Here is a 21,299-nt window from a genome sequence, read left to right as displayed (position 1 = left end):
TGAAGCGGCTCGTCAAAAAGTGATATGTTTTCCCGGTTCGTGCAAATTCGGTTCACCTGAGGCCCCTTGCGCATACCTTCCACGCAGGCGCTGCGCGCCCTCGACAGCTTTGCCCGTCATGGCAGCGTGTGGCGCGCCGCAGACGAGCTTCATCTCACGCGAAGCGCCGTCTCGCATCAGCTCAGGCTGCTCGAGCGCGATCTCGGCTTCGATCTGTTGCAGCGCATCGGCAAGGGCGTGGCCCTCACCCCGCGCGGCCAGCGCTACGCGGCCGATGTTAGGAAGGCGCTGACCGTGCTCGGCGACGCCGGAACGCAAAACAGCGGCGCCGGCGTCGGCGGCTCCTTCGGCATCTCCTGCCCGCCGGGCTTCGCCTCGATGTTCCTGTGCACGCATATCGGCGAGTTCCAGCAGATGTATCCGGACGTGGCGCTCTCCGTGCTGACGCCGCGTCGGCTCGACGACGTCTCCAACCCGGAGGCCGACGCCTTCATCGCCTTCGGCGTCGGCAACTGGCCGAACCGGGCGGTGGAGCTGCTTTGCGAGGTCCACTTCACGCCGCTCTGCAGCCCGACATTGCTCAACAAGGTGGGCGGCTTTTCCAAACCCGCCGACGTGTTGCGCGCCAATCTCCTGCATCTCTCCGATACCGAGGACTGGGCGCGCTGGCTGGCACTGTCCAAGGTGGAAAATCCCGATACCGAAGGCGGCATCTTCTTTTCCGACATGAACCTCGTCTTTTCGGCGGCCATCGCCGGCCAGGGGATTGCCATGGGCGACGAACTGACGGGCCGCCGGGCGCTGAGCGAGGGCCGGCTGGTCAAGCCGTTCGAAGCCTCGGTCCCTTCGCCGCGGTCGTACTACCTAGTGTTCGAGCACGCCAAGGCAGGGCACCCGGTGCTCAACGCCTTCAGCGACTGGCTTAGGGCGAAACTGTCGGAGAACAGGCTGGCGAAGTATTGAGGGCGGGGCGATGGAGTGCCAATCTCCCCCTTGCGGGGGAGATCAGCAGTTCCGGCCACCCACCAAGCCCACCACCCGTGAATCAAATTTGCCGATCAGGCGAAAACTATTCGGTTGCGGTGAAGCGCAGCCATGCCTACGATTTCATTGGGAACTAAGGAAAGAGCCAGGATGCAGCAACCCGGCCGGGCCGCAGAAATCAAAGCTAACGGGATCGGCAAGAGCTTCGGCTCGTTCCGGGCGCTCGACAATCTGTCGCTCGATATCGGCCGCGGCGAGTTCCTGACGCTGCTTGGGCCCTCCGGCTCCGGCAAGACCACCTTCCTGATGATCCTCGCCGGCTTCGTGCAGCCGAGCGAAGGCAAACTTTTCAGCGACGGCGTCGACATCACCAACCGGCCGGCCGAACAGCGTGCCGCCGGCATGGTGTTTCAGGGCTATGCGCTGTTCCCGCATATGAGCGTGGAGCAGAACATCGCCTTCCCGCTCAGGGTGCGCAAGAAGTCCGCTTCCGAGATCAAACAGCGCGTCGGCGAGATGATCGAGCGCGTCGGGCTCAAGGGCCATGAGAAGAAACTGCCGGCGCAGCTTTCCGGCGGCCAGCAGCAGCGCGTGGCGCTGGCGCGCGCGCTGGTGTTCGAGCCGGGCGTGCTGCTTCTCGACGAGCCGTTCTCGGCGCTGGACAAGAGCCTGCGCGGCCAGATGCAGGCCGAGATGAAGCGGCTGCACCAGGAGACCGGCACCACCTTCGTCTTCGTCACCCACGACCAGAGCGAGGCGCTGGCGCTGTCGTCGCGCGTCGCCATATTCAACCATGGCAAGCTCTTGCAGGTCGGCAGGCCCGACGAGGTCTATGACCGGCCTGCCAACCGCTTCGTCGCCGAGTTCCTGGGCGAGATCAACATGCTGCCGGTGAAGGGCGTGCGCCCCGCCGACAATGGCGCCACCGGTCTCTGCGAGGACCGCGCGGTCAACATGCGCTGCAAGGCGGAAGCGATCAAAGGCGACGCCATCCTCGCCATCCGTCCCGAGGACATGTCGATCGCGCCGGAAGCGTCGGTCGACGAGAACGGCATCGCCGCAACGGCTGTCGCCTCGACCTATCTCGGCGCCGCAACCAAGCTCGACCTCACCACCCGCCAGGGCGCCAAGGTCACCGTCTCGGTACCGAACGAAGTGGCGGCCGCGGCCTTGAGCAAAGGCAATTCCGTCTGGCTGACCTGGCCGGCCGAAAAGGGTTTCCTTCTTCCGGACGGAGGACAGTAAGCACTCGCCGCAGCGGCCTGAAATCGCCGCACCGGCTTCCGGTTCAAATCAACGACAACAAGGGGAACTGACATGAACGACACGAAGAAGCAGACCATCGAATCGCTCGCCGAGCGGACCAAGCGCGGCGAGATCTCGCGCCGGCAATTCGCGCAGCTTGCGGGTCTTGTGCTCGCCGGCACGCCGATGCTGTTGCGCTCGACCGGCGCTTTCGCCGAGACCAAGGGGCTGGTGCTGGTCAACTGGGGCGGCGATGCCATCACGGCCTATGACGCCGCCTATGGCCAGGCCTTCACCAAGGACACCGGCATTCCGGTCAAGATGGACGGTTCGGGCCCGACCGAAGGCGCGATCGCCGCGCAGTATAAGAGCGGCGCGCCGACCTGGGATCTGGTCGACGTCGATCCGTTCTCGGCCATCACGCTCGGCGGCCAGGGCATGCTCGAGCCGATCGACTACAAGATCGTCGACAAGAGCAAGATGCGGCCGGGCTTCGGCTGGGAATACGCCGCCTCGACCTACTTCTTCTCCTATGTGATCGCCTATGACTCGCAGAAGTTCGGCTCCAACGCGCCGACCGGCATGGCCGACTTCTTCGACGTCAAGAAATTCCCGGGCAAGCGCTCGCTCTACAAGTGGGGCGTGTCGAGTTGGGAAGCGGCTCTTCTCGCAGACGGCGTCGCGCCCGCCTCGCTCTATCCGCTCGACCTCAAGCGCGCGCATGACAAGATCGCCGCCTTCAAGGAGAACGTCGTCTCCTACTGGGGCGGCGGCGCCGAGAGCCAGAGCGTGCTGCTCAACGGCGAAGCCTCGATGGCGATCGTGTGGTCGACCCGCGCCTCGCTGATCGAGCAGGACTCGGGCGGCCAGATCAAGTTCATCTGGGACCAGGGCCTGATCTCGCCCGGCGCGCTCGCGGTGCTGAAGAACAACCCCGGCGGCAAGGACGCGGCGATGAAGTTCATCGCCAGCACCCAGGATCCACAGAAGGAACTGGTGATGTTCGACAAGCTCGGCCAGGGCCCGGCCAACCCGGCGGCGGATGCGCTGATCCCGGCCGACAAGAAGGGCATCAACCCGGTCGATCCGGCGAACATGGCGAAGCAGATCCCGCTCGACATGGAGTGGTACGCCAAGAATTACGGCGCCGCGCTCGACGAATACACCAAGATCATCTCGGCCTGATCGGGCCGAGAGCCACTTGGCGATGAGAGGCACCCTCTCCGACAGGATGGGCGCGGCGCTGTTGATGGCGCCGCTGCTCCTGTTCCTGATCCTTGCCTATGCATGGCCGTTCCTGGGCGTGGTGAAGTGGAGTTTTACGCTCCCCACCCCCGGGCTCGGCCAGTACCACGCCTTGCTCACCGACGACCTGGTGCAATCGGTGTTCATCCGCACGCTGCGCATCGCGGCGATCGTCACCGGCGTCTCGGTCACGGCGGCCTATGCCATCACCGTGGTCTGGGTGCGCGGCAGCCCGGCGCAGCGGGTGCTCGCCGAATTCTGCATCCTGGTGCCGTTCTGGATCTCGGTGCTGACGCGCGCTTTCGGCTGGGTGGCGCTGCTTTCCAACCGCGGCCTGATCAACACCTGGCTGCAATCGATCGGCTTCATCTCGGAGCCGTTGACCCTGGTGCGCAACGAGTTCGGCGTCATCGTCGGCATGTCGCATTTCCTCATCCCCTTCGCGGTGTTTCCGCTGGCGTCCGCCATGCGCAGCCTGGACGAGCGCGTGCTGCTTGCGGCACGCGGCCTGGGCTCCAGCCGCATGCGCACCTTCTGGACGGTGTTCGTGCCGATGACCCGGTCCGGCATCATCGGCTCGGCGCTGATCACCTTCGTGTTCTCGCTGGGCTTTTTCGTCACGCCGGCAATCCTCGGCGGCGGGCGCAGCGTCATGATCGCGGAGCTGATTTATCTGCGCATCTTCCAGAGCCCGGACTGGGGACTGGGCGCGGCGATCAGCGTCGTGCTGGTGGTGTTCGTCGGCGCGCTGATGGCGCTTCTGTTCCGCTACGTCAAACCGAAGCAATTGGTGTAGCCAAGATGCCGACTTATCGCCCCGGTCCCGTCTCGCTCGTCCTCGCCGTGCTGGTGGCGCTGTTCCTTTTGATGCCGCTGCTTGCCGTCATCCCGGTGTCGCTGACGCCGAGCCGCATGCTGACCATGCCAACGGGCGAACTGTCGCTGCGCCATTACCGCTCGCTGATCGAGGATCCGCGCTGGCTGGATTCGATCCTGCTTTCGCTCAGGATCGGCATCGTCAGCAGCATCCTTTCCACCGCGCTGGCGCTCACCTTCAGCCTGGGCGTGTGGATGTTCCAGCCGCGCTTCACCGCCGTCCTTGTCGGCTTCGTGCTGCTGCCGATGGTGGTGCCGCCGGTGGTCTCGGCGGTGACGCTCTATTTCCTGCTCACCTCGGTCTCGGGCCTCACCTCGTTCTTCGGCTACGACACCTGGCTTGGTGTGGCGATGGCGCATTCGGTGATGACGGTGCCTTTCGCCACGGTGCTGATCCTGGTGTCGCTCAGCCAGCTCGACCGGCGCATCGACCTTGCCGCGCGCGGCCTCGGCGCAAGCGTGTGGGAGCGCGCGACGCGCGTCATCATGCCCAACATCAAGTTCGGCATCGTCACCGCCGCCCTGCTCTCCTTCGTGCTTTCCTGGGAAGAGATCGGCGTGACTTTGTTCATCACCTCGGTGAACGCCATAACGCTGCCGCGCCTGATGTGGATGGGCCTGCGCGACAACATCGATCCGGCGATCGCGGCACTTTCGGTGATCCTGATCATCATCACCGTGCTGGTGCTCGCGGTGCGCAGCGTCGTCACGAGGCAGCCCGCCGCACGCTAGACCGTTTCACCGTTTCACGGAAACGGCGAACCGCTCTATCTCTTTGTTTTGACGCAATTCCGGGCGGAAAACCGCCCACACTTTTCCTGGAATTGCTCTAAACGGTCCGATCAGACAAACCTGACCGAGACGCGTCCGAACCTGCCCAGATCGCCCGTGACTTCATCGCCGGGCTCGACTTCTATCGGCTTGACGCAGGTGCCGGTTATCACCACCTGCCCCGGCTCGAGCGCGATGCCGAGGCCCGACAATTCGTTGACAATCCATTGAAGGGCAATCCGGGGATCGCCCAGCACGGCCGCTCCCGATCCGTCATGGCGCGACCTCCCGGTGACGAACCCGACCACCGGGTGCCTCGCCAGATCCACATCGCGCCAATCGTCTTCGACGGCCTCGCCGATGACAAACAGATTGGCGCAGGCATTGTCCGCGATGAGCTGCGCCGCGCCGACCGCACAGAAATCGTCGTATCGCGAGTCCGGTATCTCGATTGCCGGGTGCAATGCCGCCACCGCGTCCATCACTTCGGCGATCTCATAGGGCTCGGCGCGCGGCTGCAGTTCGCGGCCGAAGCGAAAGGCGAATTCGATCTCGGCCACACGCATCCTGCTCGTCGCCAGCGGGGCAGTTCCGCCGACCTCGATCGCCTTCTCCGCAAGCAGACGGCCGGCCATCGGACCGTCGACGTTGATGTGCCGTTGCCCGGCAAGGCTGGTTGCGGCGATCTTCCAGCCGAAAAGCGGAGCCGCCGAGCGGTCCATCACATGCGACTGGACGGCATAGCCTTCCGAGCGCGTTCGCGGCCGAACCGTCTCGGGTATCGCATCGAGACGGGTGCCATTGTCCCAGTGGGTCACCAGTAGCCGCGAAGCGGCCTTGGCTTTTTGCGTATCGAACATCGTCAGCACCGAAGGCCAAGAATGCCACGCTGCCCGCCGCTTCGCGGATCGGGAGCCCGGCACGAACCATTGCGCAATGTGATAGGTGACGGGAAATCGAGAGTCCAGATTGCCGGACGGGAGCTTCCCGACGACACCAAGCGATGATCGCCCTTGGTGAACGCGGCAAGGCGCGTGACCGCAAAACGAAAAGGCCCGCCGGGAGCGGCGGGCCTTTTACGGAGCCGAAGTGGAAGCTCGGCACCGTCATGATCCGGGGGTGTGGATCGACTCGAAGATTAACCAGCGGAGGCCCGCGAGGCGACTTACAAATCTGTAATCTTCGTCAGAGCCAAGCACCCGCCCGCACAAGAAAACCCTTTATTGTCAGCCGCTTGCAGAGAAGATCGGGTTTCGAAGCTTCGCCTCTCAAAGAAACGTGATGAACCGCCCTGCGAGCGGCATGGCAGGAGCGGTTCAAGGAAATGTGGGTGGCGTCGCGATGCGGCCCTGCGCCATAGTGGCGCCGCGCCAGACGAAGGCCCCCGGCCTCGTCCGTGCGTAGCAGTCAGTTCAGGCGGCCTGCGGCCGCCGCATTCTCTCGACGAAAGCCTGCCTTGCCGGTCCGGCAAGCGGCTTGTCCATGGCCAGCAGGCCATCGAGCAGCGCAAGAAGCTCGCGCGCTGCCGAAGACTTGCAGGAATAATAGACCATTTGACGATCGCGGCGGGTTTCGACCAGGCCAAACCTGCGCAGTTTGGCCAGGTGTTGCGACAGCGCTGACTGGCTGAGTTCGACCTTGTCGGCGAGCACGCCGACGGAGAGTTCGCCCTCGGCGAGGTAGTTCATGATGAGCAGACGCTTCTCGTTGCCCATCACCGCAAGAAAGGCTGCCGCGCTTTCTGCGTTGGCGGTAAGTTTCTTCGTAACCATCGATTTCCCCATGGTTCATGCTCTTCCGAAGGCCATGGGGGCAATGGCTTCAGAGTTCCAGAGCGTTGATGAGCCTGCCCCGGTTTGGACGCGGGACCTGCCCTGCTTCTTTTTCGACCAGAACCCCTTCGTAACCCGGTTGCCACCACGTCGGGGTTGCTGGTCTCGGACAGAATGCGCGGCGCTTTTCTGGGCTCAAGTCAATGCAGACTCAGAAAAATTCCGCGCTGCTAATGCGTATCAGCGCAGCGCTCGTTCGGCAAGAATATAACGAGGCCGGCAAAGCAGCCGTCAGCCGCAGGCGAAGAAGCATGCCAACCCTCGTCCCAATGTCGCCGAGACTCACCCCCAACCTCGAAACATGCTAATATTAGCCGGGTAAAAAGAGGGCCAGGCTGAAGGAGGAAGCCATGTCCGTTGTGCGCAACACATTCACTCCCGACGAGACGGCCATGCTTGGCCGTGTCTACGAAAACGGCAATTTCGAAGGCGAGACCGCCGAGCAGAAGGAAGCGCGCGCCTCGCGCATCATCGCCAATTACATGGCGGGCATCACCGACGAGGCCGAACTGATCGAGCTTTCGCGGAGGCCGCTTGGACGATGAGCAGCTTAAGTCGCCTTCGTGAGATGGCTTCACGTTAAGTTGACGTTTCGCCACGCGACTCTACGGTAAAATATATCGTGTTGCGACATATTTTCGGAGGTTTAGCGATGATCCAGGGATGGTTTTCGAGGCCGGTCGAAGTCGCCGTCGGGCTTTCCGGCTCGATCCGCCACATATCCAACGCCGAGCAGGCCATCGAGCTGCTGACGGGCCAGTGGCGCGATGCCGGCAGTGCGCCGCACGGCGATGCGCTGCGCGCCTGCCGCCGGGCGATCCGCGGCGACGTCGCGGCGGACAACGCCAGGGAGGCCTTCATCGTCGCCGCGCGCGAGGCGCATGTACTGGTGGAATAGAGCCGACCCGGCGTCCGACCGGCCCGCCTACCGATAGTAGAGCCATAAAAGCACCAGCACCGCGAACACCGCCGGCGAAAGCAGGATTCCGGCGCGGAAGATGCACATGGCCAGCTGAAGCGGAGTGAACATGCGCGGCGGTGTCGGGCCTATCGATCGCGCGACTTGACGGAAAACCGACGCGCCGTTCGAAACGCGCGCAAGCGGTCCGTTTCAGCGTGAGCACGGCTCCGCCGCGCTTCCTCGTAGAGCCCGAAAGCGGTCGCCATCAAGGTGGCGACGGTCATGGTGGATGCGAGCACGGCGATAAGCATGAGAGGTCTTCCCGCATTTCATCAGCCTGGCTGATTCATTAGCCCCGCCCGCGAGGGCGCGGCAGTGACTTTGGTCACGTGATTTTCAGCCATCCGGATCGCGGATCCGTCGACCGATGAGGCGCCCATCGCAGCCATGAAAATTCTTCGGAACCTAATGCGTGGTGGTTGGTTAACGCGCGGGTCGGCAATCGCCCTCGGCCTGGATCGACGCCGTCCGGCGTCGTTGCTCGCCCAAAGACAATTACAAGAACGGAGAAAGTGATGAACGATGTCTGGTTTTCCGAACCGGTCGTGATCGATTTCCAGCCAAACGGCCAGCACAAGGTGTCAAGTTGCTTCGAGGCGATGGAGTGCCTCGACCAGCGCTGGCCGGGACAGTCGCGCGACCGCGCCTGGCGCTCGGCCAACCGCGTCTGCCGCGACGCGCTCGACGGTCTCCGCAGCCCGGTGGATGCGCGCAAGACGCTGCGCAAGGCGGCCAAGGTCGCCGGCCTGCTGGCCTAGCTTCGATTTCCCGCACGCCCGTCGCGGTTCCCCATTACCGCGGCGGGCTTTTGTTTCGGTGAGGGCGAAGCGACGACCGACGCATACTCCGAAACGCGTTCGAGCACGCATCTCGGTGGGGTACATGAAAACGCCGGCCGCTAGGCTTCTGGGTCGCCTGACGGGTTCAGGCACTTCCATTTCGACGAGTCGGGCGCCAGGCCGCAACGCAAGCGCCCGAGCGTGGTAAACGCGCGGTTACTATCCACAGCCGCGGAGGGCAAAACCAGGTTTGCGCAGCCGGATCAGCCAAATCCGCCGAGCACTTCCGGAAACTGGACCGCCATCGCTCCTTCATCCGCCTGACGGGCGTAAATCCGATGCATCTTCGTGCCGTCATACCTGGCCCGGCGGCGTTGCACGTCCTTGCCGAAAAGACCGGCAGCAGCGTCGAAGCGGCGGATGAAGCGCTTCATCACGCCGCGCTCGAAGGGAATGCGCTGCTCGAAGGGCTTGCCCCAGGGCGTGTCCCTGGCCAGATCGTGCCAGATTTTCAGCGCCTCGAGTTCGACCCCAACCTGATTGCCCCAAGGCTTGCCGCCGGCGAAGTGCCTGGCCCAGGCTTGCGAGAACCGAAACTCTCTCGTTCCAAGCGATTGCAAATTCCAGTTCGGATGCATCGTCTGCCATTTGCCCTCGAAGGCGACGTTCAGGGCATTCTGGTCGTTCATCCGCCCCTCGACGGCGATCTTTCGCGTTTGCTCCAGCAGGGCATTTTCGCGGACGGCGTTCATGTCGAAGACGACCACACCGGAATTGAAGTATGGCGCACCGGGCGCCAGCTTGAGCTTTTGCCGGTAAGAAGGCCTGAAATACATGTAGTCGTCATGCGCGGCGAGCAGCGGGGCGCGCAGCTGCTGGCCAGCCAAGTCGTTGATGTTTCTGTTGAAGAGAACGTCGCAATCTGTGTATGCGATGCGATCATACGGCGCGAAAAACGGAAATTGGTCGGCAAAAAGCCGAACGTAAGCGGCAATGCTGTAGGTTCCGAAGCGGAAGCCGAAATTCGTCATGAAGTCCGTGACGTCGACCAGCTCGACCTTGCCTTCCAGCAAATGGCGGGCGACTTCAAGGTCCGGTTCGCTCGCACCGGTGTAGAGCAGAAAGCCGTCGACCGGCGTGGAGACGTCCAGAATCCGGCGCGCCGTGAGGCAGGCATATGGAAGGTAGTTGGCATCCGTCGCCAGGAAGAAACACGACCTCATCGTTCCGCTAATCGCTGCCCGTCATTTCGTGGCGGTGCCTGCCACAGAATGCCTCTCGACGAAAGCCTCTATGGGACCGGTGAGGATGGCCGCCTCGGCCTTGACCTTCTCATCGTCCCAACGCCACCACTGGATCGCCAGCAGCTTCGCTACGATCTCCTCGGAGAATCGGTATCTGATCAGCCGGGCCGGGGCTCCGCCGACGATTGCATAGGGTGGAACATCCTTCGTAACCACGGATCCCGCCCCGACGATCGCGCCGTCGCCGATCTTGATCCCCGGCAAGATCATCGCGCCGTTGCCGATCCAGACATCATTGCCGACGGTAATGCCGGCAGGCTTGCCGCCATTTGCGGTCGGCTCGGGCTGCTTCAGCAACCGGCTGTAGATCGGAAACGAGGTTGCACTCTCGGTTGGGTGCTGGCCAGAGCAAATGAAAAGCACTTGACCGGCAACCGAGCAGAAGGCCCCGACTTGCAGCGGAGCATCCTTCAACGGGAACAGGACCTTGCGCCATGTCACGCCGTAGGTGTGACGGCCGACCGTTACATGCTCCGGCAGCTTGGAGCGTGCGTCCTTGAGCCATCTGGAAATCGTCGACATTTGCAAACCTCAGCGGCAGCCCTGCGGCGACATAGCCGCAGAACAGCCGACCAGCAACCCAGAGGTCCCGATACTGCGCGCTTTGAGCCGGAACTGCGCCGTTGAACCCAACGGGCGAAGCTTCAAGCTGCTTGATTTTTTAGTCGCCGCGAGCAAAGAGACCACCGGGGGGTGCCGCTTGTGAGAGGCAGCGTTGGCGTATAAAGCAATAGTTGATGGAGTGAGCAGAAACCCTGTCGTGATACGGGTAAAGGCGCTCCGCAACCAGTTCGTCTACAAGGCCTTCGAATATCGGGGGCGCGCATCCGGGCGCCTTCTTGCGAAAGAATTGCAGGACGCCGGAGTGTCGCGCGTCTGCGTTACGATCGCATTCAACGTGCCCTGGGTGATCGACGCCTTGACGAAAGCATGGGAGATGCATTCGCCAGGGATGACGCTGGTCGTCGTCGACAACTCGACCAAGGCCCAGGCGAGAGAAACCATCGCACGCATCTGCAAAGTGCGCGGCGTGCCTTACCTTGCCCTGCCGATGCGGGTCGAAAAGCACCTGTCGAGATCGCACGGAACCGCCATCACCTGGGCCTTCCACAACATCGTCCGCCACCTGAAGCCCGAGCTTTTCGGCTTCATCGACCACGACTGCTTCCCGGTCGCGCCGTTCGACATCCCGTCCAAGCTGGACGGCAAAGCCGTGTATGGCCGCAGGGCAAACGGCAACGAAAACCATGTCTACAAGGCCAAGCCGCAGGACCGGCACTGGAACCTGTGGGCAGGCTACTGCTTCTACCGGTTCTCAGCGGTGGCCGATCGCAAACTGAACTTCGAACCCCGCATAAATCTCGGCCTCGACACCGGCGCCGCAAACTGGGCGATCCTCTATTCGAAGCTCGACGAGGCGGATGTCGCCGTCGCAGCCGTGGAACAGCGGCCGATGACGATGGCGGGCGCGGTCGGGCACCACGAGTTCATCGACGGCGCCTTCTTTCACCTCGCCGGCGTGTCATACCCCGAAAGACCGGGTTACCACCACCGATCGACGGAACATCGGGAGATGCTTCGCGACTATGTGTGGAACACTTATCTGGGCGGCCCGGCGGGACAGACGGTGAGCGACTTCTGACCGGGTCTTCGGGTCTGCCTGCCCGAAAACGTCGACTCACTGTCCGGCCTGGCCGACGATCTTCGCAATCGCTTGGTCTATCCCGATCCTGCCCTTGCGCCTTTGGGCGTTCGGATCGCGAAAATCGATCCAGCCTTCGTTGAAGCCGTCGAGCATGCGCATGCGCATTTCGGGATGGCGCATGCCCTGGTCGCGGAAGATCGTCTCCCAGCGCTCGCGCGGGACGGCACGCGCCGCGACCTTGCGACCGAGGGCATTGCCGAAGGCAGCGGCGATCTGGTTCGGCGAGACCCTGTGTTGCGCTTCCAGTTCGATCACCCGGTGGCCGCTGGATTGTTCCAGCAGCAATTCGGCCGCCGTCCTGCCGACATCGGCGGCTGCGATCATGGCAACCGGACGGTCGAGTGGCTGGAGATAGCTGTCGATGACGCCCGCGTCGCGCGCCGAGGCGAGATCCCACTGGGCATTTTCCATGAACCATGCGGCGCGCAGGAACGTGACGGGCACGGGCAAGTCGGCGAGCGTTTCTTCCAGCAGGCGCAAGACATTGAGCAGATTGGGCGACGCCGCATCCGCGCCGATCGTCGACAGCACGACCACCTTGGCCGGCAGCGCGCGACCAAGCGCCTCGCGAATGACGGCAATCTTCGGCAGCACGTCCGGAAAGCCGGGCTCGGCATCGTAGACCGGCGGCAACAGGATGAACGCGCCCTCGACGCCCGCAAGTGCCGAGGCAAGCGGCCCGGCGTCGCCGAGGTCGGCGATGGCGGCCTCGCAGCCCTTGGCGAGCCACGGCGCGCCCCTGGCTTGGTCGCGCAGAACCGCGCGAACCTTGTGTCCCGATTTGAGCAGCGTTTCGGCTACGGCGCCGCCGACGCGGCCGGTGATTGCTGTAACGGCGAACATGATCATGCCTTTCGGATCGTGTGGATCGGGATCGCGGCCGGCGAAAAGAAAGCAGGCTCGCGGAAGGTCGGTGGCCGGCCTTGTCACACCCTTTGCTTGCTGGTCCCAACGCCGATATGTCATCATAACCCGGACTTCAGGTTGGGAATGGTTGATGCCCTACGACGGAAGATTGCTGTCCGGCGTGACGGTGCTGATGGCGGTGGTCGAAGCCGGCTCGATGGCGCGGGCAGCGCACACGCTCGGCATGACCGCCTCGGGCGTCGGTCGCGCGATCCAGCGGCTGGAGGCCCGTATCGGCGTGCGGCTGCTCGACCGCACGACGCGCACCATGCACCTGACCGACGAAGGGCGTCGCTTCCACGAGCGGGTCGGCCCTCACCTCGACGGCATCGAGGAAGCGGCGGTCGAGGCCACCGGAGCCACCTCGGTGGTTCGCGGCAGGCTGCGCGTCAATGTCGACCCGTTCTTCTCGCAGCTGGTGCTGGCGGGGCATGCCGGTCGGTTCCTGGCGCTCTATCCGCACCTTCGCCTCGAACTCATCATGCGCGACGCGGTCGGCGATCTGGTGGCCGATGGGTTCGACCTCGCCTTGCGATTCGGCGATCCGCCGGCCGGCTCATTCACCGCGCGCAAACTGTTCGAGACGCGCGTGCTGACCGTCGCGGCCCCCACCTATATTCAGCGCCGGGGCGGCCGCAGCACCCTTCCGACCTGCCCGACCATGACGCCATCGACTTCTGGGACGCCGCGCACGGCAGTGCCTATGAGTGGGAACTGCGCCGCGGCAACGAGATGCTGCCGGTCAGCGTCCAGACCAGGCTGACGACCTCCGACGCGCCGACCATGCTCAGCGCCTGCCTTGCCGGCGCCGGCATCGCGCAGGTCCTGGAATTCGCCACGCGCGAGCAGGTCCGTGACGGGCGGCTGATCGAGCTGTTCCCCGACTGGCGGGACGAGCTCTTCCCGCTCCACGCGATCTACCCCTCGCGGCAATACCGCACCGCGAAGGTGCGTGTGTTCGTGGATTTCGTGACAGAGTTGCTGGCGCAGGTTTAGATCGAGAGTCAGCCAGACTCCATAAGCCATTGAATTAATTGGCGATCCCGACAGGATTCGAACCTGTGACCATCGGCTTAGAAGGCCGGTGCTCTATCCAGCTGAGCTACGGGACCGTCGGCCGGCCGAGCCGGCTGGTCTGTCATGCCAAGCGACGCGTGACTCGAAAGTCAGTGCGTCCAGGGCGTCCTGCGGTCATAGCGGAAATTGTCCGAATAGGAAATCTGCCGGCGCTTGGCTTCCTTCGGCTCTTCGAGGCGATAGGCGATCTTTTCCTTCTCGGCATAAGCTACCGCCTCTTCCTTCGTGTCGAAGGTGAGCTTCACCTGGCTCAGCATGTCGCCCGAGGTGGTGTAGCCCATCAGCGGGTCGATCTTCTTGCGCTGGGCGGGGTCGAATTCCAGCACCCAATGTCCGGTCTTGGCCTTGCCGGACTGCATCGCGGTTTTGGCTGGACTGAAAATACGCGCGGACATGACCACCTCTTTGCCGCCCGAAGCCCGGGCACCCTTGTTCAGCGCCATTTCCGGGTCCTGTCGGGAGCCTGAAATCTCGCGCCAATCCGTCATTACTGTGCAATGGCCGCGGCGGCAAGGGCGCAAGCACCCCTGCACCCCCACGGCGCGGGGAACCTCGCCGCGCCGGCGACATTATCGAAATGTCGGGCGGCCTTGCCGGGGCCGACCCTCCCGTGAGCCACCGCCAAAACGGACGTTTCGCCATGACCGATGCAATCGAACACGCCGTCCTGCAGCTCGCCGTGCTTGTCGGCAGCCTGCGCGCCCAGTCCTTCAGCCGAAAGATCGCCAAGGCGCTGGCCGCCCGCGCGCCGGATTCGGTGCGCTGCCGCTTCATCGAGATCGGCCAGTTGCCGCTCTACAACGAGGATCTGGACGGCGACGACCCGCCGGCGCCGTGGTCGGCCTTCCGCGCGGCGATACGCGAATGCGACGCGGTGCTGTTCGTCACACCGGAATACAACCGTTCGATCCCGGGCTGCCTGAAGAATGCGCTCGATGTCGGCTCGCGGCCGTCCGGCAAGAGCGTGTTCAAAGGCCTGCCCGCCGGCGTGGTCAGCGTCACGCCCTATAAGCTCGGCGCATTCGGGGCCAACCACGCGCTACGGCAGACCTTCGTCTTCCTCGACATGCCGGTGATGCAGCAGCCGGAGGCCTATATCGGCAATGTCGCGGAACTGCTGGACGACAAAGGCGCGGTGACCAATAGCGACACCGCGGCGTTTCTCGAGAAATTCATGGCGGCGATGGAAACCTGGATCAGGACGGTGCATCCCGGCGGCTCGTCCTTCGATGCCTTCATGAAGCAGCGCGGGAAGATCGCCGAGGACTATGTCAATGGCGACGCCACCTCGCTGAAGGCGATCGTCACCCATGCCGGGCCGGCGACGTTCTTTTCGCCGCGCGGCGACCATCTCGAAGGCGCCGAGGCGGTTGCCGGCCGCTACGAACGCGATGCAGCGAGCTTCGGCAAGGGCGGCAGCACCGACCTTGAGGTGCTGCAGGCTTCGGCAAGCGGCGACCTGGCCTTCTGGAGCGGCCTGCAGCATGCCAAGGCGCGCATGGGCAAGAACGGCGAGGCGACCGAGATGACCTTGCGGGTGACGGAAGTGTTCCGGCTGGAGGACGGCGCCTTCAAGCTGGTGCATCGCCATGCCGACCCGGTTCATTAGCCAGCGCTTGTAAAAATCCGCGACACAATGCCAAAGGTCTTTGCAACGTCGACCTATTCCTTTTGGCCCGTGGGCGGCATATGTCAGATACATGGTCGTGCCAGTTGAAGGCATGATGACGACGATAAAGACACGCATGGGCGCGGAAGCGAAAGTCTTGCCGTCGGGGGTCGGCGAGCCAACGATACTGGAAGGCGCGATTGTCATCGGCGCGGGCGCCGCGGGGCTTGCCGCCGCGCATGCGCTGGCCAAGGCCGGCGTGACGACGCAGGTCCTGGAACGCGAGCAACGGCTGGCCGAGCCCTGGCATCGCCGCCACGACAACCTGCACCTCAACACGCATCGCGACCTCTCCTCGTTGCCGGGCGTATCCTTTCCGGTAGGGACGCCGGCCTTCCCGCACCGGAGCGCCGTCATCCGCCATCTCAACGATTTCGCCGAGACGCATCAGCTGCCGATCGTTTTCGGCATCAAGGTCGACGAGATCGAATTTCGCGGCGACCACTGGCTGTTGCGGACGAGCGCCGGCTTGAAGGCGGCGCGATATGTGGTGATCGCCACCGGGCGCGACCGGCAACCCTTCATCCCGGCCTGGAAAGGCATGGCGGATTTTCCCGGATCGATCATCCACTCGGCCGATTTCGGCAAGGCGAGCGACTATGCCGGCAAGAAGGTGCTGGTGGTCGGCGCCGGCAATTCCGGCTTCGACGCGCTCAACCATCTTTCCCGTGTCGAGACGGGCCAGATGTGGCTTTCGGCCCGCAACGGACCTTCGCTGCTGCCCAAGCGCATCGGCCAGATCGCGGTGCACCGCATATCGCCGCTCATGGCCAACCTACCCACATGGCTCGCGGACGCAGCCATGGCGGCAACGCAGCGCCTGGTGTTCGGGGATCTGACGAAATACGGCCTGCCCCCTGCCCCGGCGGGGGGCGCCAGCCGGCTCGGCTCCGACTATACTGCGATCGCCGCCGACGACGGCGCGGTCGATGCCATCAAGGCCGGGCGCATCATCGTGGTGCCGCAACTGCGCGAATTCAGGCGCGACGGCGTCGTGCTGGACAATGGCCAGACGATCGCGCCCGACATCATCATTGCCGCTACCGGCTATCGCACCGGGCTGGAGGCGATGCTGGGCAAGCTCGGCGTGCTCGACGCCAAGGGCGTGCCGCTGTTCAACGGCGCCCCCAACGACCCGAAGCTGCCCGGACTCTGGTTCACCGGCATGCGGCCGAGCATTCGCGGCTGCTTTTCCAACGCAAGGATCCAGGGTACGGCGATCGCCAGGAAGATCGCCGGCCAGAAGCGCTGAGCTGACCGATCACTTTGCATGAAGGCCGCGAAGGCATCAGCGGAGGCGGCAAGGTTTTCAAGCGCCGCTTGCAGCCACCCCTTGCGGGCCCCCGCGGCTATCCGGACACCGTTGTTGAAATCGAGGGCTGGCACTCCTCAATACAGCGGCATCGGCCCGGATCGAAGGGCCTCCGTTTTTGTGTTGCCTTCCGGGCGCGCGCCCCCTATACGCCGCGGGACGTCGGAGTGTAGCGCAGCCTGGTAGCGCACCTGATTTGGGATCAGGGGGTCGCAGGTTCGAATCCTGCCACTCCGACCATCGCTTCTCTCGGAAATAATCAGACCGGCCGCGCTGTCGGGACTCCTGGCCGGAGACAATTGCGCCGGCTGTGGGACAGGCTCAAGGGGGCGGACCGAGAGCGTTCACCGTTTCACGGAAACGGCGAACCGCTCTATCTCCTTGTTTTGACGCAATTCCAGACTGAAAACCGCTCACACTTTTCCTAGAATTGCTCTAGCCACCTCGGCCGTTCAGATCGCGTTCCATGTCGGTCTTGGAGAAATCGTCGCCGACATAAAGCGGCGGGCAGCTGCGAGCTTTCGCTGCTTCATAGCGAAACAGTCCCCGAAGTTGAGTCCTACGGCGTGAGACGAGCTCCGCTGGAACGGTAAACCCGCCGGGCGAGAACCCCAACACCTCGAGCCCGGCGAGCCTACAACCCGATCTGGAACGCGACCGGGACCGGGATCAGCCGGCATTGTCTGCATTGCAAGAGCGATGCCGAAAGACTGTTCCGGAATGGGACATCTACGCCACAGGCTCCCATGGGTTGATCACGGAAACGCCGGCCGCATGAAACGGCGCCGTGTCCCGCGACGCGACCTGAAAGCCTTTCGCGGCGGCGATGGCCGCGATGTACCCGTCAGGCACGGGAAATCCCCTTCCGGCGGTTCTGGCCTTTACGGCGAGACCGGCATAGCGGCGTGCCGCCTCCTCGTCAAAGACCAGGATGCGCCGATCGAAGATTGCGCATATCCCGGCAAAGGTTTCGGCCAGCGCATCTTTGCGCCGACCGGCTGGCATGGCTTCGATGCCGAACAGCACCTCCGCCAGCGTGATGCTGGACAGATAGAGTGTCTGGGCAACCTGCTTGTCCAGCCAGGCCAGGACCGCGGGATTAGGTTGCGGTCTCATCACCTCCGAAACGACGTTAGTGTCCAAGAGGATCATTCGAATTTCAGCGGCTCGGCCAGGCTTTTCTCACGGGCTTGTTCGAGTGCTTCAACGTCCTCGTCCGTCACGCCCGACCGGCGAGCAATGGCGGACAATAGCGAGCCCAGCTTGACTCGGCCCTCCGGTCGAACCGCGTCTTCAAGAATGGCGCGGATTTCCGCCTCCGTGCTGCGTCCATTGATGGCCGCGCGCACCCGCAACGCACGATGCGTTTCCTCCGGAAGGTTTCTGATCGTAACAGCACTCATTGATATCATGCCGATTGCATTGATATCAATATATCACGTCGTCATCTCGATGTCACGCGCCGGCCGATTAGCCCGCTTATAATCAGATCTGGCCATGCGAATCGGTTTCTGCCGGGACGCGGCACGACAATCCCTCGCTTCCAACCTGTCACCGGTCTACACTTCGAACCCAGGGGGATTTTCGATGCCTGCCATCGAGGCGTTGCTGTCGCTGATCGGCCCGGCCTATCTGGCCTATTACGGCTTTACGGTTTCGGTCGCAGTCTCTTGGGCAATTCTGTGCGCCGCCCTGTGGGTTTGGAACAACCGTCCCGGCAAGAGAAATGGCGGTGTGGTCCGGTCGCGGTCCGCCAGCCTGATGTTCTTCATCCTTGTCGCCGCCTGCTATGTGGCCGCGCATATGGGAGTCTATCTGCTGGCCCGGCATCTGGCCCGGCTATGGGCGTAAGGGCGCTTCTCCCCGGGAGAAGGGAAGCAGACTAGATATCGAACTCACCCTGCCCTTCGTCCATGGCGCTGACGGTCTCGGCGGCCAAGACGCGGGTGATCGGCGTCTTGCGCTCGAGGGCTGCGCTATCGAGGCGCTCGACGATACGCATGGCGGTGCCGAGCGAACGCTCGATGCGGCGCACCAGATATTGCACCACATGCGGCTCGACCTCGATCTGGCGGTCGGCGAACAGCTTGGTGATGACGCCGGCGAGCAAAAGGTCGTCGGGCTCGTGGATCTCCACCGTCGCCGCCGCTTTCAGCCGCGAGATGAGGTCGGGCAGCGCGACGCGCCAGGCGGAGGGGAACCGCCGCGCCGTCAAGAGCAGCGTCGAGCCGGCGGCGCGCACGGCATTGATCAGGTGGAACAGGGCCTGCTCGTCGATCGCCGCCTTGTCGATGTCGTCGATAAGCGCCGACCCGACACCGAGCCCGGCAATGTGCTCGCCGATCCGGCCGGGATCGATGGCGACGGCGTGCGCGCGCTCCTGCCAGATCCGGGCGAGATGCGTCTTGCCGGAGCCGGGCGGCCCAGCCAGCACCACGACCGGCGACGGCCAGTCGGGCCAGCGGTCGACCAGCGATGCCGCTTGCGCATTGGTGCCCGAGACGACGAGCTCGTCACGCGAATAGCCGGTGCCGTGGCCGAGATCGAGCGGCAGCTGGCGTGGCTTATCTGCTGGCTGAGCAGCCATTTCAGCCCCGCTTCGAGCGGTGGCCGCCGCCGCGATCTGCCGGCAATGGCGGCGCGGGTTCGGTGGCGTGGCCCTTGTAAAGCGGCGATTCAAGATAGCGGCCGATGGCGAAGCGCACCAGCACGGCAATCGCCGCCGAGGCCGGCACGGCGATCAAAAGACCGACGAAGCCGAACAGCGCGCCGAAGGCAAAGAGCGCGAACATCAGCCACACCGGATGCAGGCCGACGCTCTTCCCGACCAGCCTCGGCTGCAGGATGTTGCCCTCGATGAACTGGCCGACGAAGAACACGCAGGCCACCGCGACCACCATGGTCCAGTCCGGCCAGAACTGGACGAAGGCGACGCCGACGGCGAGCACCAATCCGGTCAGGGAGCCGACATAAGGGATGAAGGAGATCAGCCCGGCGAAGAAGCCGATGAGGATGGCGAAGTTCAAGCCGGTCAGCGTCAGTCCGGTGGCATACATGGCGCCGAGCACAAGGCAGAGCGTACCCTGCCCACGCACGAAGCCGGCGGTGGCGGTGTTGATGTCGCGGGCAAGCGCGCGCACTGTCTCGACATGGTCGCGAGGCACCCAGCCGTCGACCTCGGCCACCATGCGGTCCCAGTCGAGCAGCATGTAGAAGGCGACGACCGGGGTGACGACGAACAGACTCACCACCGAGACCAGCGCGACGCCCGAGCTCCAGATCGAGGTGAAGACGGTGGTGAGCAGGCTGAAGCCCGAGGTCAAGAGCGAATTCAGCCCGTCGCGCAGGCCGGCGGCGTTGACGCCAAAACGCTGCTCCAGCCATTTCGGATCGAAGCTGGTGATCAGCGACTGCAGGCGGGTGAGATATTCCGGCAGCTTGCGGGCGAAATCGGCCATCTGGGTGGCCAGCACCGGCACCAGGATGACGAAGGCCAGCACGACCACGACGATGAAGGCGATCAGGATCACCACCGTCGCCATCAGGCGCGAGAGGCCGAGCCGCTGCAGCCAGTCGGCCACCGGATCGAGGAAGTAGGCCAGCACCATGCCGGCGACGAAGGGCAAGAGGATGCCCGAGAACAAATAGAGGAAGAGCGCCAGCAGGACGGCCGTCGCCAGCCAGAAGAAGACCTGGCGGCGAAGCCCGCCCGAGCCGTCGTCAGCAGCGATCACCGCGTCGTCATCGTCAGGCGTCCGTGCTGGAGCCGCCCGACTTGCCGATGCCCGACTTGGTGTTGACGATCTGGGAGTTGCTCGTCCGGGAGCCTTCGCCATAGCCGCTCATATGCCTTAGCCAAGCCACGAGATAGGCCGCGGCCGAAGCCACGGTCAAGACCCCGGTCAGCAATATGAGCGCGGTCCGCAGCGGGCCTAGGTGCACGGAAAAGGCAAGTTCGCCCAGCACAAGCGCCGCCAGCACGATCTGAGCGGCGGTGTTGGCCTTCGACACGAAGAGAGGCTTCACCTCGACCGGATGGCTCATCACGCTGGACAAAAGCACGGCGCAGACGATCAGCCCGTCGCGCGAGACCATGGTCACCACCAGCCAGAGCGGCAGTTCGCCGGCAAAGCCCATGACGACGAAAACCGAGACCAGCAAGAGCTTGTCGGCGATCGGATCGAGATAGGCGCCGAGGCGGGACGACTGGTTCCAGCGGCGCGCGATGAAGCCGTCGACGCCATCGGAAATGCCGGCGACGAGGAATCCGGCGAAGGCCCAACCCCAAAGCGACTGGAGCATGGCCAGCACCACGGCGGGCACGAGCAGCAGCCGCATGATCGTGATCATGTTGGGAAGGGTCACGTGATGTCCCGTCGTGTTCTTGTAGAGAAAAAGATGAGGGAGATGGGAGGTGGGCGCAAGAGCGGGGCGACGAAGCTGCCAATCGCCCCTTGCGGGGGAGATGCCTGGCAAGGCAGAGGGGGTGCTGTCCCGCCGGCTTATTGGCCGTTGCTCACGGACACTCGAAAGCTGACCGCTCGAAGGTCGCGATCCTTCACACCCCTCTCCGTCCTGCCGGACATCTCCCCCGCAAGGGGCGATTGGCAGCTTCGTCGCCCCGCTCTTGCGC

24 protein-coding genes, 2 tRNA genes and 2 pseudogenes are annotated in these 21,299 nt (G+C 63.9%); 14 read left to right on the top strand and 14 right to left on the bottom strand.

The annotated features are described in order from the left end of the window. The first annotated feature begins 66 nt into the window (after positions 1 to 66). The 5 genes from FJ471_RS12775 to FJ471_RS12755 all read left to right on the top strand — a co-directional run bounded on the left by FJ471_RS12775 (position 67) and on the right by FJ471_RS12755 (position 5,082). Complete coding sequence (locus tag FJ471_RS12775; RefSeq protein ID WP_140803508.1) at positions 67 to 963, top strand: LysR substrate-binding domain-containing protein; 897 nt, start codon at positions 67 to 69, stop codon at positions 961 to 963. Between the two features lie 171 nt (positions 964 to 1,134). Then, on the top strand, positions 1,135 to 2,229 hold the full coding sequence (locus FJ471_RS12770; RefSeq protein ID WP_140803507.1) for an ABC transporter ATP-binding protein: 1,095 nt from the start codon (positions 1,135 to 1,137) through the stop codon (positions 2,227 to 2,229). Positions 2,230 to 2,301: 72 nt separating this feature from the next. Further along, positions 2,302 to 3,414 carry an ABC transporter substrate-binding protein gene (locus tag FJ471_RS12765; RefSeq protein WP_140803506.1) on the top strand — a complete coding sequence of 371 codons (1,113 nt, stop codon included), beginning with the start codon at positions 2,302 to 2,304 and terminating at the stop codon, positions 3,412 to 3,414. A 22-nt stretch (positions 3,415 to 3,436) separates the two neighbouring features. After that, positions 3,437 to 4,270, top strand: a complete 834-nt coding sequence (locus tag FJ471_RS12760) for an ABC transporter permease (RefSeq protein ID WP_140803505.1) — start codon at positions 3,437 to 3,439, stop codon at positions 4,268 to 4,270. A 5-nt stretch (positions 4,271 to 4,275) separates the two neighbouring features. Continuing rightward, entirely contained in the window at positions 4,276 to 5,082 is an 807-nt protein-coding gene (locus tag FJ471_RS12755; protein WP_140803504.1) for an ABC transporter permease, read from the top strand. 110 nt (positions 5,083 to 5,192) lie between these two features. Here FJ471_RS12755 and FJ471_RS12750 read toward each other — a convergent pair whose 3' ends face one another. Both FJ471_RS12750 and FJ471_RS12745 read right to left on the bottom strand, forming a co-directional pair. Continuing rightward, the gene (locus tag FJ471_RS12750; protein ID WP_140803503.1) at positions 5,193 to 5,981 is read right to left on the bottom strand and encodes a fumarylacetoacetate hydrolase family protein; all 789 of its coding nucleotides are present in this window, start codon (positions 5,979 to 5,981) and stop codon (positions 5,193 to 5,195) included. A gap of 552 nt (positions 5,982 to 6,533) precedes the next feature. Then, positions 6,534 to 6,893: a metalloregulator ArsR/SmtB family transcription factor gene (locus FJ471_RS12745; RefSeq protein WP_040988334.1), complete on the bottom strand. Its 360-nt coding sequence runs from the start codon at positions 6,891 to 6,893 to the stop codon at positions 6,534 to 6,536. 410 nt (positions 6,894 to 7,303) lie between these two features. Between FJ471_RS12745 and FJ471_RS12740 the strand changes: the two genes are divergently transcribed. Both FJ471_RS12740 and FJ471_RS12735 read left to right on the top strand, forming a co-directional pair. Then, positions 7,304 to 7,498 carry a hypothetical protein gene (locus FJ471_RS12740; RefSeq protein ID WP_140803502.1) on the top strand — a complete coding sequence of 65 codons (195 nt, stop codon included), beginning with the start codon at positions 7,304 to 7,306 and terminating at the stop codon, positions 7,496 to 7,498. 107 nt (positions 7,499 to 7,605) lie between these two features. Then, on the top strand, positions 7,606 to 7,851 hold the full coding sequence (locus FJ471_RS12735) for a DUF982 domain-containing protein (RefSeq protein ID WP_140803501.1): 246 nt from the start codon (positions 7,606 to 7,608) through the stop codon (positions 7,849 to 7,851). A 149-nt stretch (positions 7,852 to 8,000) separates the two neighbouring features. On the opposite strand, the gene FJ471_RS34755 is transcribed toward FJ471_RS12735, so the two are convergent. After that, positions 8,001 to 8,165 (bottom strand): hypothetical protein, encoded by a 165-nt coding sequence (locus FJ471_RS34755; RefSeq protein WP_181179355.1) that lies wholly within the window; start codon positions 8,163 to 8,165, stop codon positions 8,001 to 8,003. A gap of 264 nt (positions 8,166 to 8,429) precedes the next feature. Between FJ471_RS34755 and FJ471_RS12730 the strand changes: the two genes are divergently transcribed. Continuing rightward, entirely contained in the window at positions 8,430 to 8,672 is a 243-nt protein-coding gene (locus tag FJ471_RS12730) for a DUF982 domain-containing protein (RefSeq protein ID WP_140803500.1), read from the top strand. A 284-nt stretch (positions 8,673 to 8,956) separates the two neighbouring features. Here the strand turns inward: FJ471_RS12730 and FJ471_RS12725 are convergent, their stop codons facing one another. Together FJ471_RS12725 and FJ471_RS35560 are read right to left on the bottom strand one after the other, a co-directional pair. Next, positions 8,957 to 9,916, bottom strand: coding sequence for a glycosyltransferase (locus tag FJ471_RS12725; protein ID WP_140803499.1), 960 nt, complete (start codon positions 9,914 to 9,916; stop codon positions 8,957 to 8,959). A 21-nt stretch (positions 9,917 to 9,937) separates the two neighbouring features. After that, positions 9,938 to 10,519, bottom strand: coding sequence for a CatB-related O-acetyltransferase (locus FJ471_RS35560; protein WP_140803498.1), 582 nt, complete (start codon positions 10,517 to 10,519; stop codon positions 9,938 to 9,940). Positions 10,520 to 10,757: 238 nt separating this feature from the next. Between FJ471_RS35560 and FJ471_RS12715 the strand changes: the two genes are divergently transcribed. Beyond that, positions 10,758 to 11,639, top strand: a complete 882-nt coding sequence (locus FJ471_RS12715) for a hypothetical protein (protein ID WP_246684702.1) — start codon at positions 10,758 to 10,760, stop codon at positions 11,637 to 11,639. Between the two features lie 36 nt (positions 11,640 to 11,675). Here FJ471_RS12715 and FJ471_RS12710 read toward each other — a convergent pair whose 3' ends face one another. Continuing rightward, positions 11,676 to 12,545 carry an NmrA family NAD(P)-binding protein gene (locus tag FJ471_RS12710; protein WP_140803496.1) on the bottom strand — a complete coding sequence of 290 codons (870 nt, stop codon included), beginning with the start codon at positions 12,543 to 12,545 and terminating at the stop codon, positions 11,676 to 11,678. Between the two features lie 154 nt (positions 12,546 to 12,699). Here FJ471_RS12710 and FJ471_RS12705 point away from each other — a divergent pair. Beyond that, positions 12,700 to 13,604, top strand: a pseudogene (locus FJ471_RS12705) (LysR family transcriptional regulator). Between the two features lie 39 nt (positions 13,605 to 13,643). Here FJ471_RS12705 and FJ471_RS12700 read toward each other — a convergent pair. After that, a tRNA-Arg gene (locus FJ471_RS12700) sits at positions 13,644 to 13,720 on the bottom strand. Between the two features lie 54 nt (positions 13,721 to 13,774). Next, complete coding sequence (locus tag FJ471_RS12695; protein WP_140803495.1) at positions 13,775 to 14,080, bottom strand: ETC complex I subunit; 306 nt, start codon at positions 14,078 to 14,080, stop codon at positions 13,775 to 13,777. 245 nt (positions 14,081 to 14,325) lie between these two features. Here FJ471_RS12695 and FJ471_RS35555 point away from each other — a divergent pair, with 245 nt between their 5' ends. The 3 genes from FJ471_RS35555 to FJ471_RS12680 all read left to right on the top strand — a co-directional run bounded on the left by FJ471_RS35555 (position 14,326) and on the right by FJ471_RS12680 (position 16,906). Continuing rightward, on the top strand, positions 14,326 to 15,294 hold the full coding sequence (locus FJ471_RS35555; protein WP_140803494.1) for an NAD(P)H-dependent oxidoreductase: 969 nt from the start codon (positions 14,326 to 14,328) through the stop codon (positions 15,292 to 15,294). 136 nt (positions 15,295 to 15,430) lie between these two features. Further along, entirely contained in the window at positions 15,431 to 16,606 is a 1,176-nt protein-coding gene (locus FJ471_RS12685) for an NAD(P)/FAD-dependent oxidoreductase (protein WP_140803554.1), read from the top strand. Between the two features lie 223 nt (positions 16,607 to 16,829). Then, positions 16,830 to 16,906: transfer RNA gene (locus tag FJ471_RS12680), tRNA-Pro, on the top strand. A 195-nt stretch (positions 16,907 to 17,101) separates the two neighbouring features. On the opposite strand, the pseudogene FJ471_RS35260 reads toward FJ471_RS12680, so the two are convergent. The 3 genes and pseudogenes from FJ471_RS35260 to FJ471_RS12665 all read right to left on the bottom strand — a co-directional run. Further along, a pseudogene (locus FJ471_RS35260) lies at positions 17,102 to 17,226 on the bottom strand (type II toxin-antitoxin system VapC family toxin); the annotation flags it as partial. Positions 17,227 to 17,395: 169 nt separating this feature from the next. Continuing rightward, positions 17,396 to 17,818: a type II toxin-antitoxin system VapC family toxin gene (locus FJ471_RS12670; protein ID WP_140803493.1), complete on the bottom strand. Its 423-nt coding sequence runs from the start codon at positions 17,816 to 17,818 to the stop codon at positions 17,396 to 17,398. Next, entirely contained in the window at positions 17,815 to 18,069 is a 255-nt protein-coding gene (locus tag FJ471_RS12665) for an Arc family DNA-binding protein (RefSeq protein ID WP_140803492.1), read from the bottom strand. The genes FJ471_RS12670 and FJ471_RS12665 overlap by 4 nt, the downstream gene beginning before the upstream one ends. A gap of 184 nt (positions 18,070 to 18,253) precedes the next feature. Here FJ471_RS12665 and FJ471_RS12660 point away from each other — a divergent pair, with 184 nt between their 5' ends. Next, entirely contained in the window at positions 18,254 to 18,517 is a 264-nt protein-coding gene (locus tag FJ471_RS12660; protein ID WP_140803491.1) for a hypothetical protein, read from the top strand. A 31-nt stretch (positions 18,518 to 18,548) separates the two neighbouring features. Here FJ471_RS12660 and hdaA read toward each other — a convergent pair whose 3' ends face one another. The 3 genes from hdaA to FJ471_RS12645 form a co-directional block, all read right to left on the bottom strand. Next, on the bottom strand, positions 18,549 to 19,253 hold the full coding sequence (gene hdaA, locus FJ471_RS12655; protein WP_140803490.1) for a DnaA regulatory inactivator HdaA: 705 nt from the start codon (positions 19,251 to 19,253) through the stop codon (positions 18,549 to 18,551). A 1-nt stretch (position 19,254) separates the two neighbouring features. Next, positions 19,255 to 20,346: an AI-2E family transporter gene (locus FJ471_RS12650; RefSeq protein WP_246684708.1), complete on the bottom strand. Its 1,092-nt coding sequence runs from the start codon at positions 20,344 to 20,346 to the stop codon at positions 19,255 to 19,257. Between the two features lie 67 nt (positions 20,347 to 20,413). Next, positions 20,414 to 21,031: a CDP-alcohol phosphatidyltransferase family protein gene (locus FJ471_RS12645; protein ID WP_140803488.1), complete on the bottom strand. Its 618-nt coding sequence runs from the start codon at positions 21,029 to 21,031 to the stop codon at positions 20,414 to 20,416. Between the last annotated feature and the right edge of the window lie 268 nt (positions 21,032 to 21,299).

The sequence above is a fragment of the Mesorhizobium sp. B2-7-1 genome (assembly GCF_006440735.1).
Taxonomy (GTDB): domain Bacteria; phylum Pseudomonadota; class Alphaproteobacteria; order Rhizobiales; family Rhizobiaceae; genus Mesorhizobium.
This window is presented reverse-complemented; position numbering and strand designations above follow the sequence as displayed.

What these genes read in the sequence shown, in the direction of transcription:
- FJ471_RS35560 (WP_140803498.1), bottom strand. Translation starts at nt 10,519, where the DNA reads ATGTCGACGATTTCCAGATGGCTCAAGGACGCACGCTCCAAGCTGCCG.
- FJ471_RS12740 (WP_140803502.1), top strand. Translation starts at nt 7,304, where the DNA reads ATGTCCGTTGTGCGCAACACATTCACTCCCGACGAGACGGCCATGCTT.
- FJ471_RS12730 (WP_140803500.1), top strand. Translation starts at nt 8,430, where the DNA reads ATGAACGATGTCTGGTTTTCCGAACCGGTCGTGATCGATTTCCAGCCA.
- FJ471_RS12765 (WP_140803506.1), top strand. Translation starts at nt 2,302, where the DNA reads ATGAACGACACGAAGAAGCAGACCATCGAATCGCTCGCCGAGCGGACC.
- FJ471_RS12735 (WP_140803501.1), top strand. Translation starts at nt 7,606, where the DNA reads ATGATCCAGGGATGGTTTTCGAGGCCGGTCGAAGTCGCCGTCGGGCTT.
- FJ471_RS12725 (WP_140803499.1), bottom strand. Translation starts at nt 9,916, where the DNA reads ATGAGGTCGTGTTTCTTCCTGGCGACGGATGCCAACTACCTTCCATAT.
- FJ471_RS12745 (WP_040988334.1), bottom strand. Translation starts at nt 6,893, where the DNA reads ATGGTTACGAAGAAACTTACCGCCAACGCAGAAAGCGCGGCAGCCTTT.
- FJ471_RS12660 (WP_140803491.1), top strand. Translation starts at nt 18,254, where the DNA reads ATGCCTGCCATCGAGGCGTTGCTGTCGCTGATCGGCCCGGCCTATCTG.
- FJ471_RS12710 (WP_140803496.1), bottom strand. Translation starts at nt 12,545, where the DNA reads ATGTTCGCCGTTACAGCAATCACCGGCCGCGTCGGCGGCGCCGTAGCC.
- FJ471_RS35555 (WP_140803494.1), top strand. Translation starts at nt 14,326, where the DNA reads ATGACCGATGCAATCGAACACGCCGTCCTGCAGCTCGCCGTGCTTGTC.
- hdaA (WP_140803490.1), bottom strand. Translation starts at nt 19,253, where the DNA reads ATGGCTGCTCAGCCAGCAGATAAGCCACGCCAGCTGCCGCTCGATCTC.
- FJ471_RS12760 (WP_140803505.1), top strand. Translation starts at nt 3,437, where the DNA reads ATGAGAGGCACCCTCTCCGACAGGATGGGCGCGGCGCTGTTGATGGCG.
- FJ471_RS34755 (WP_181179355.1), bottom strand. Translation starts at nt 8,165, where the DNA reads ATGCTTATCGCCGTGCTCGCATCCACCATGACCGTCGCCACCTTGATG.
- FJ471_RS12685 (WP_140803554.1), top strand. Translation starts at nt 15,431, where the DNA reads ATGGGCGCGGAAGCGAAAGTCTTGCCGTCGGGGGTCGGCGAGCCAACG.
- FJ471_RS12670 (WP_140803493.1), bottom strand. Translation starts at nt 17,818, where the DNA reads ATGATCCTCTTGGACACTAACGTCGTTTCGGAGGTGATGAGACCGCAA.
- FJ471_RS12665 (WP_140803492.1), bottom strand. Translation starts at nt 18,069, where the DNA reads ATGAGTGCTGTTACGATCAGAAACCTTCCGGAGGAAACGCATCGTGCG.
- FJ471_RS12695 (WP_140803495.1), bottom strand. Translation starts at nt 14,080, where the DNA reads ATGTCCGCGCGTATTTTCAGTCCAGCCAAAACCGCGATGCAGTCCGGC.
- FJ471_RS12755 (WP_140803504.1), top strand. Translation starts at nt 4,276, where the DNA reads ATGCCGACTTATCGCCCCGGTCCCGTCTCGCTCGTCCTCGCCGTGCTG.
- FJ471_RS12750 (WP_140803503.1), bottom strand. Translation starts at nt 5,981, where the DNA reads ATGTTCGATACGCAAAAAGCCAAGGCCGCTTCGCGGCTACTGGTGACC.
- FJ471_RS12770 (WP_140803507.1), top strand. Translation starts at nt 1,135, where the DNA reads ATGCAGCAACCCGGCCGGGCCGCAGAAATCAAAGCTAACGGGATCGGC.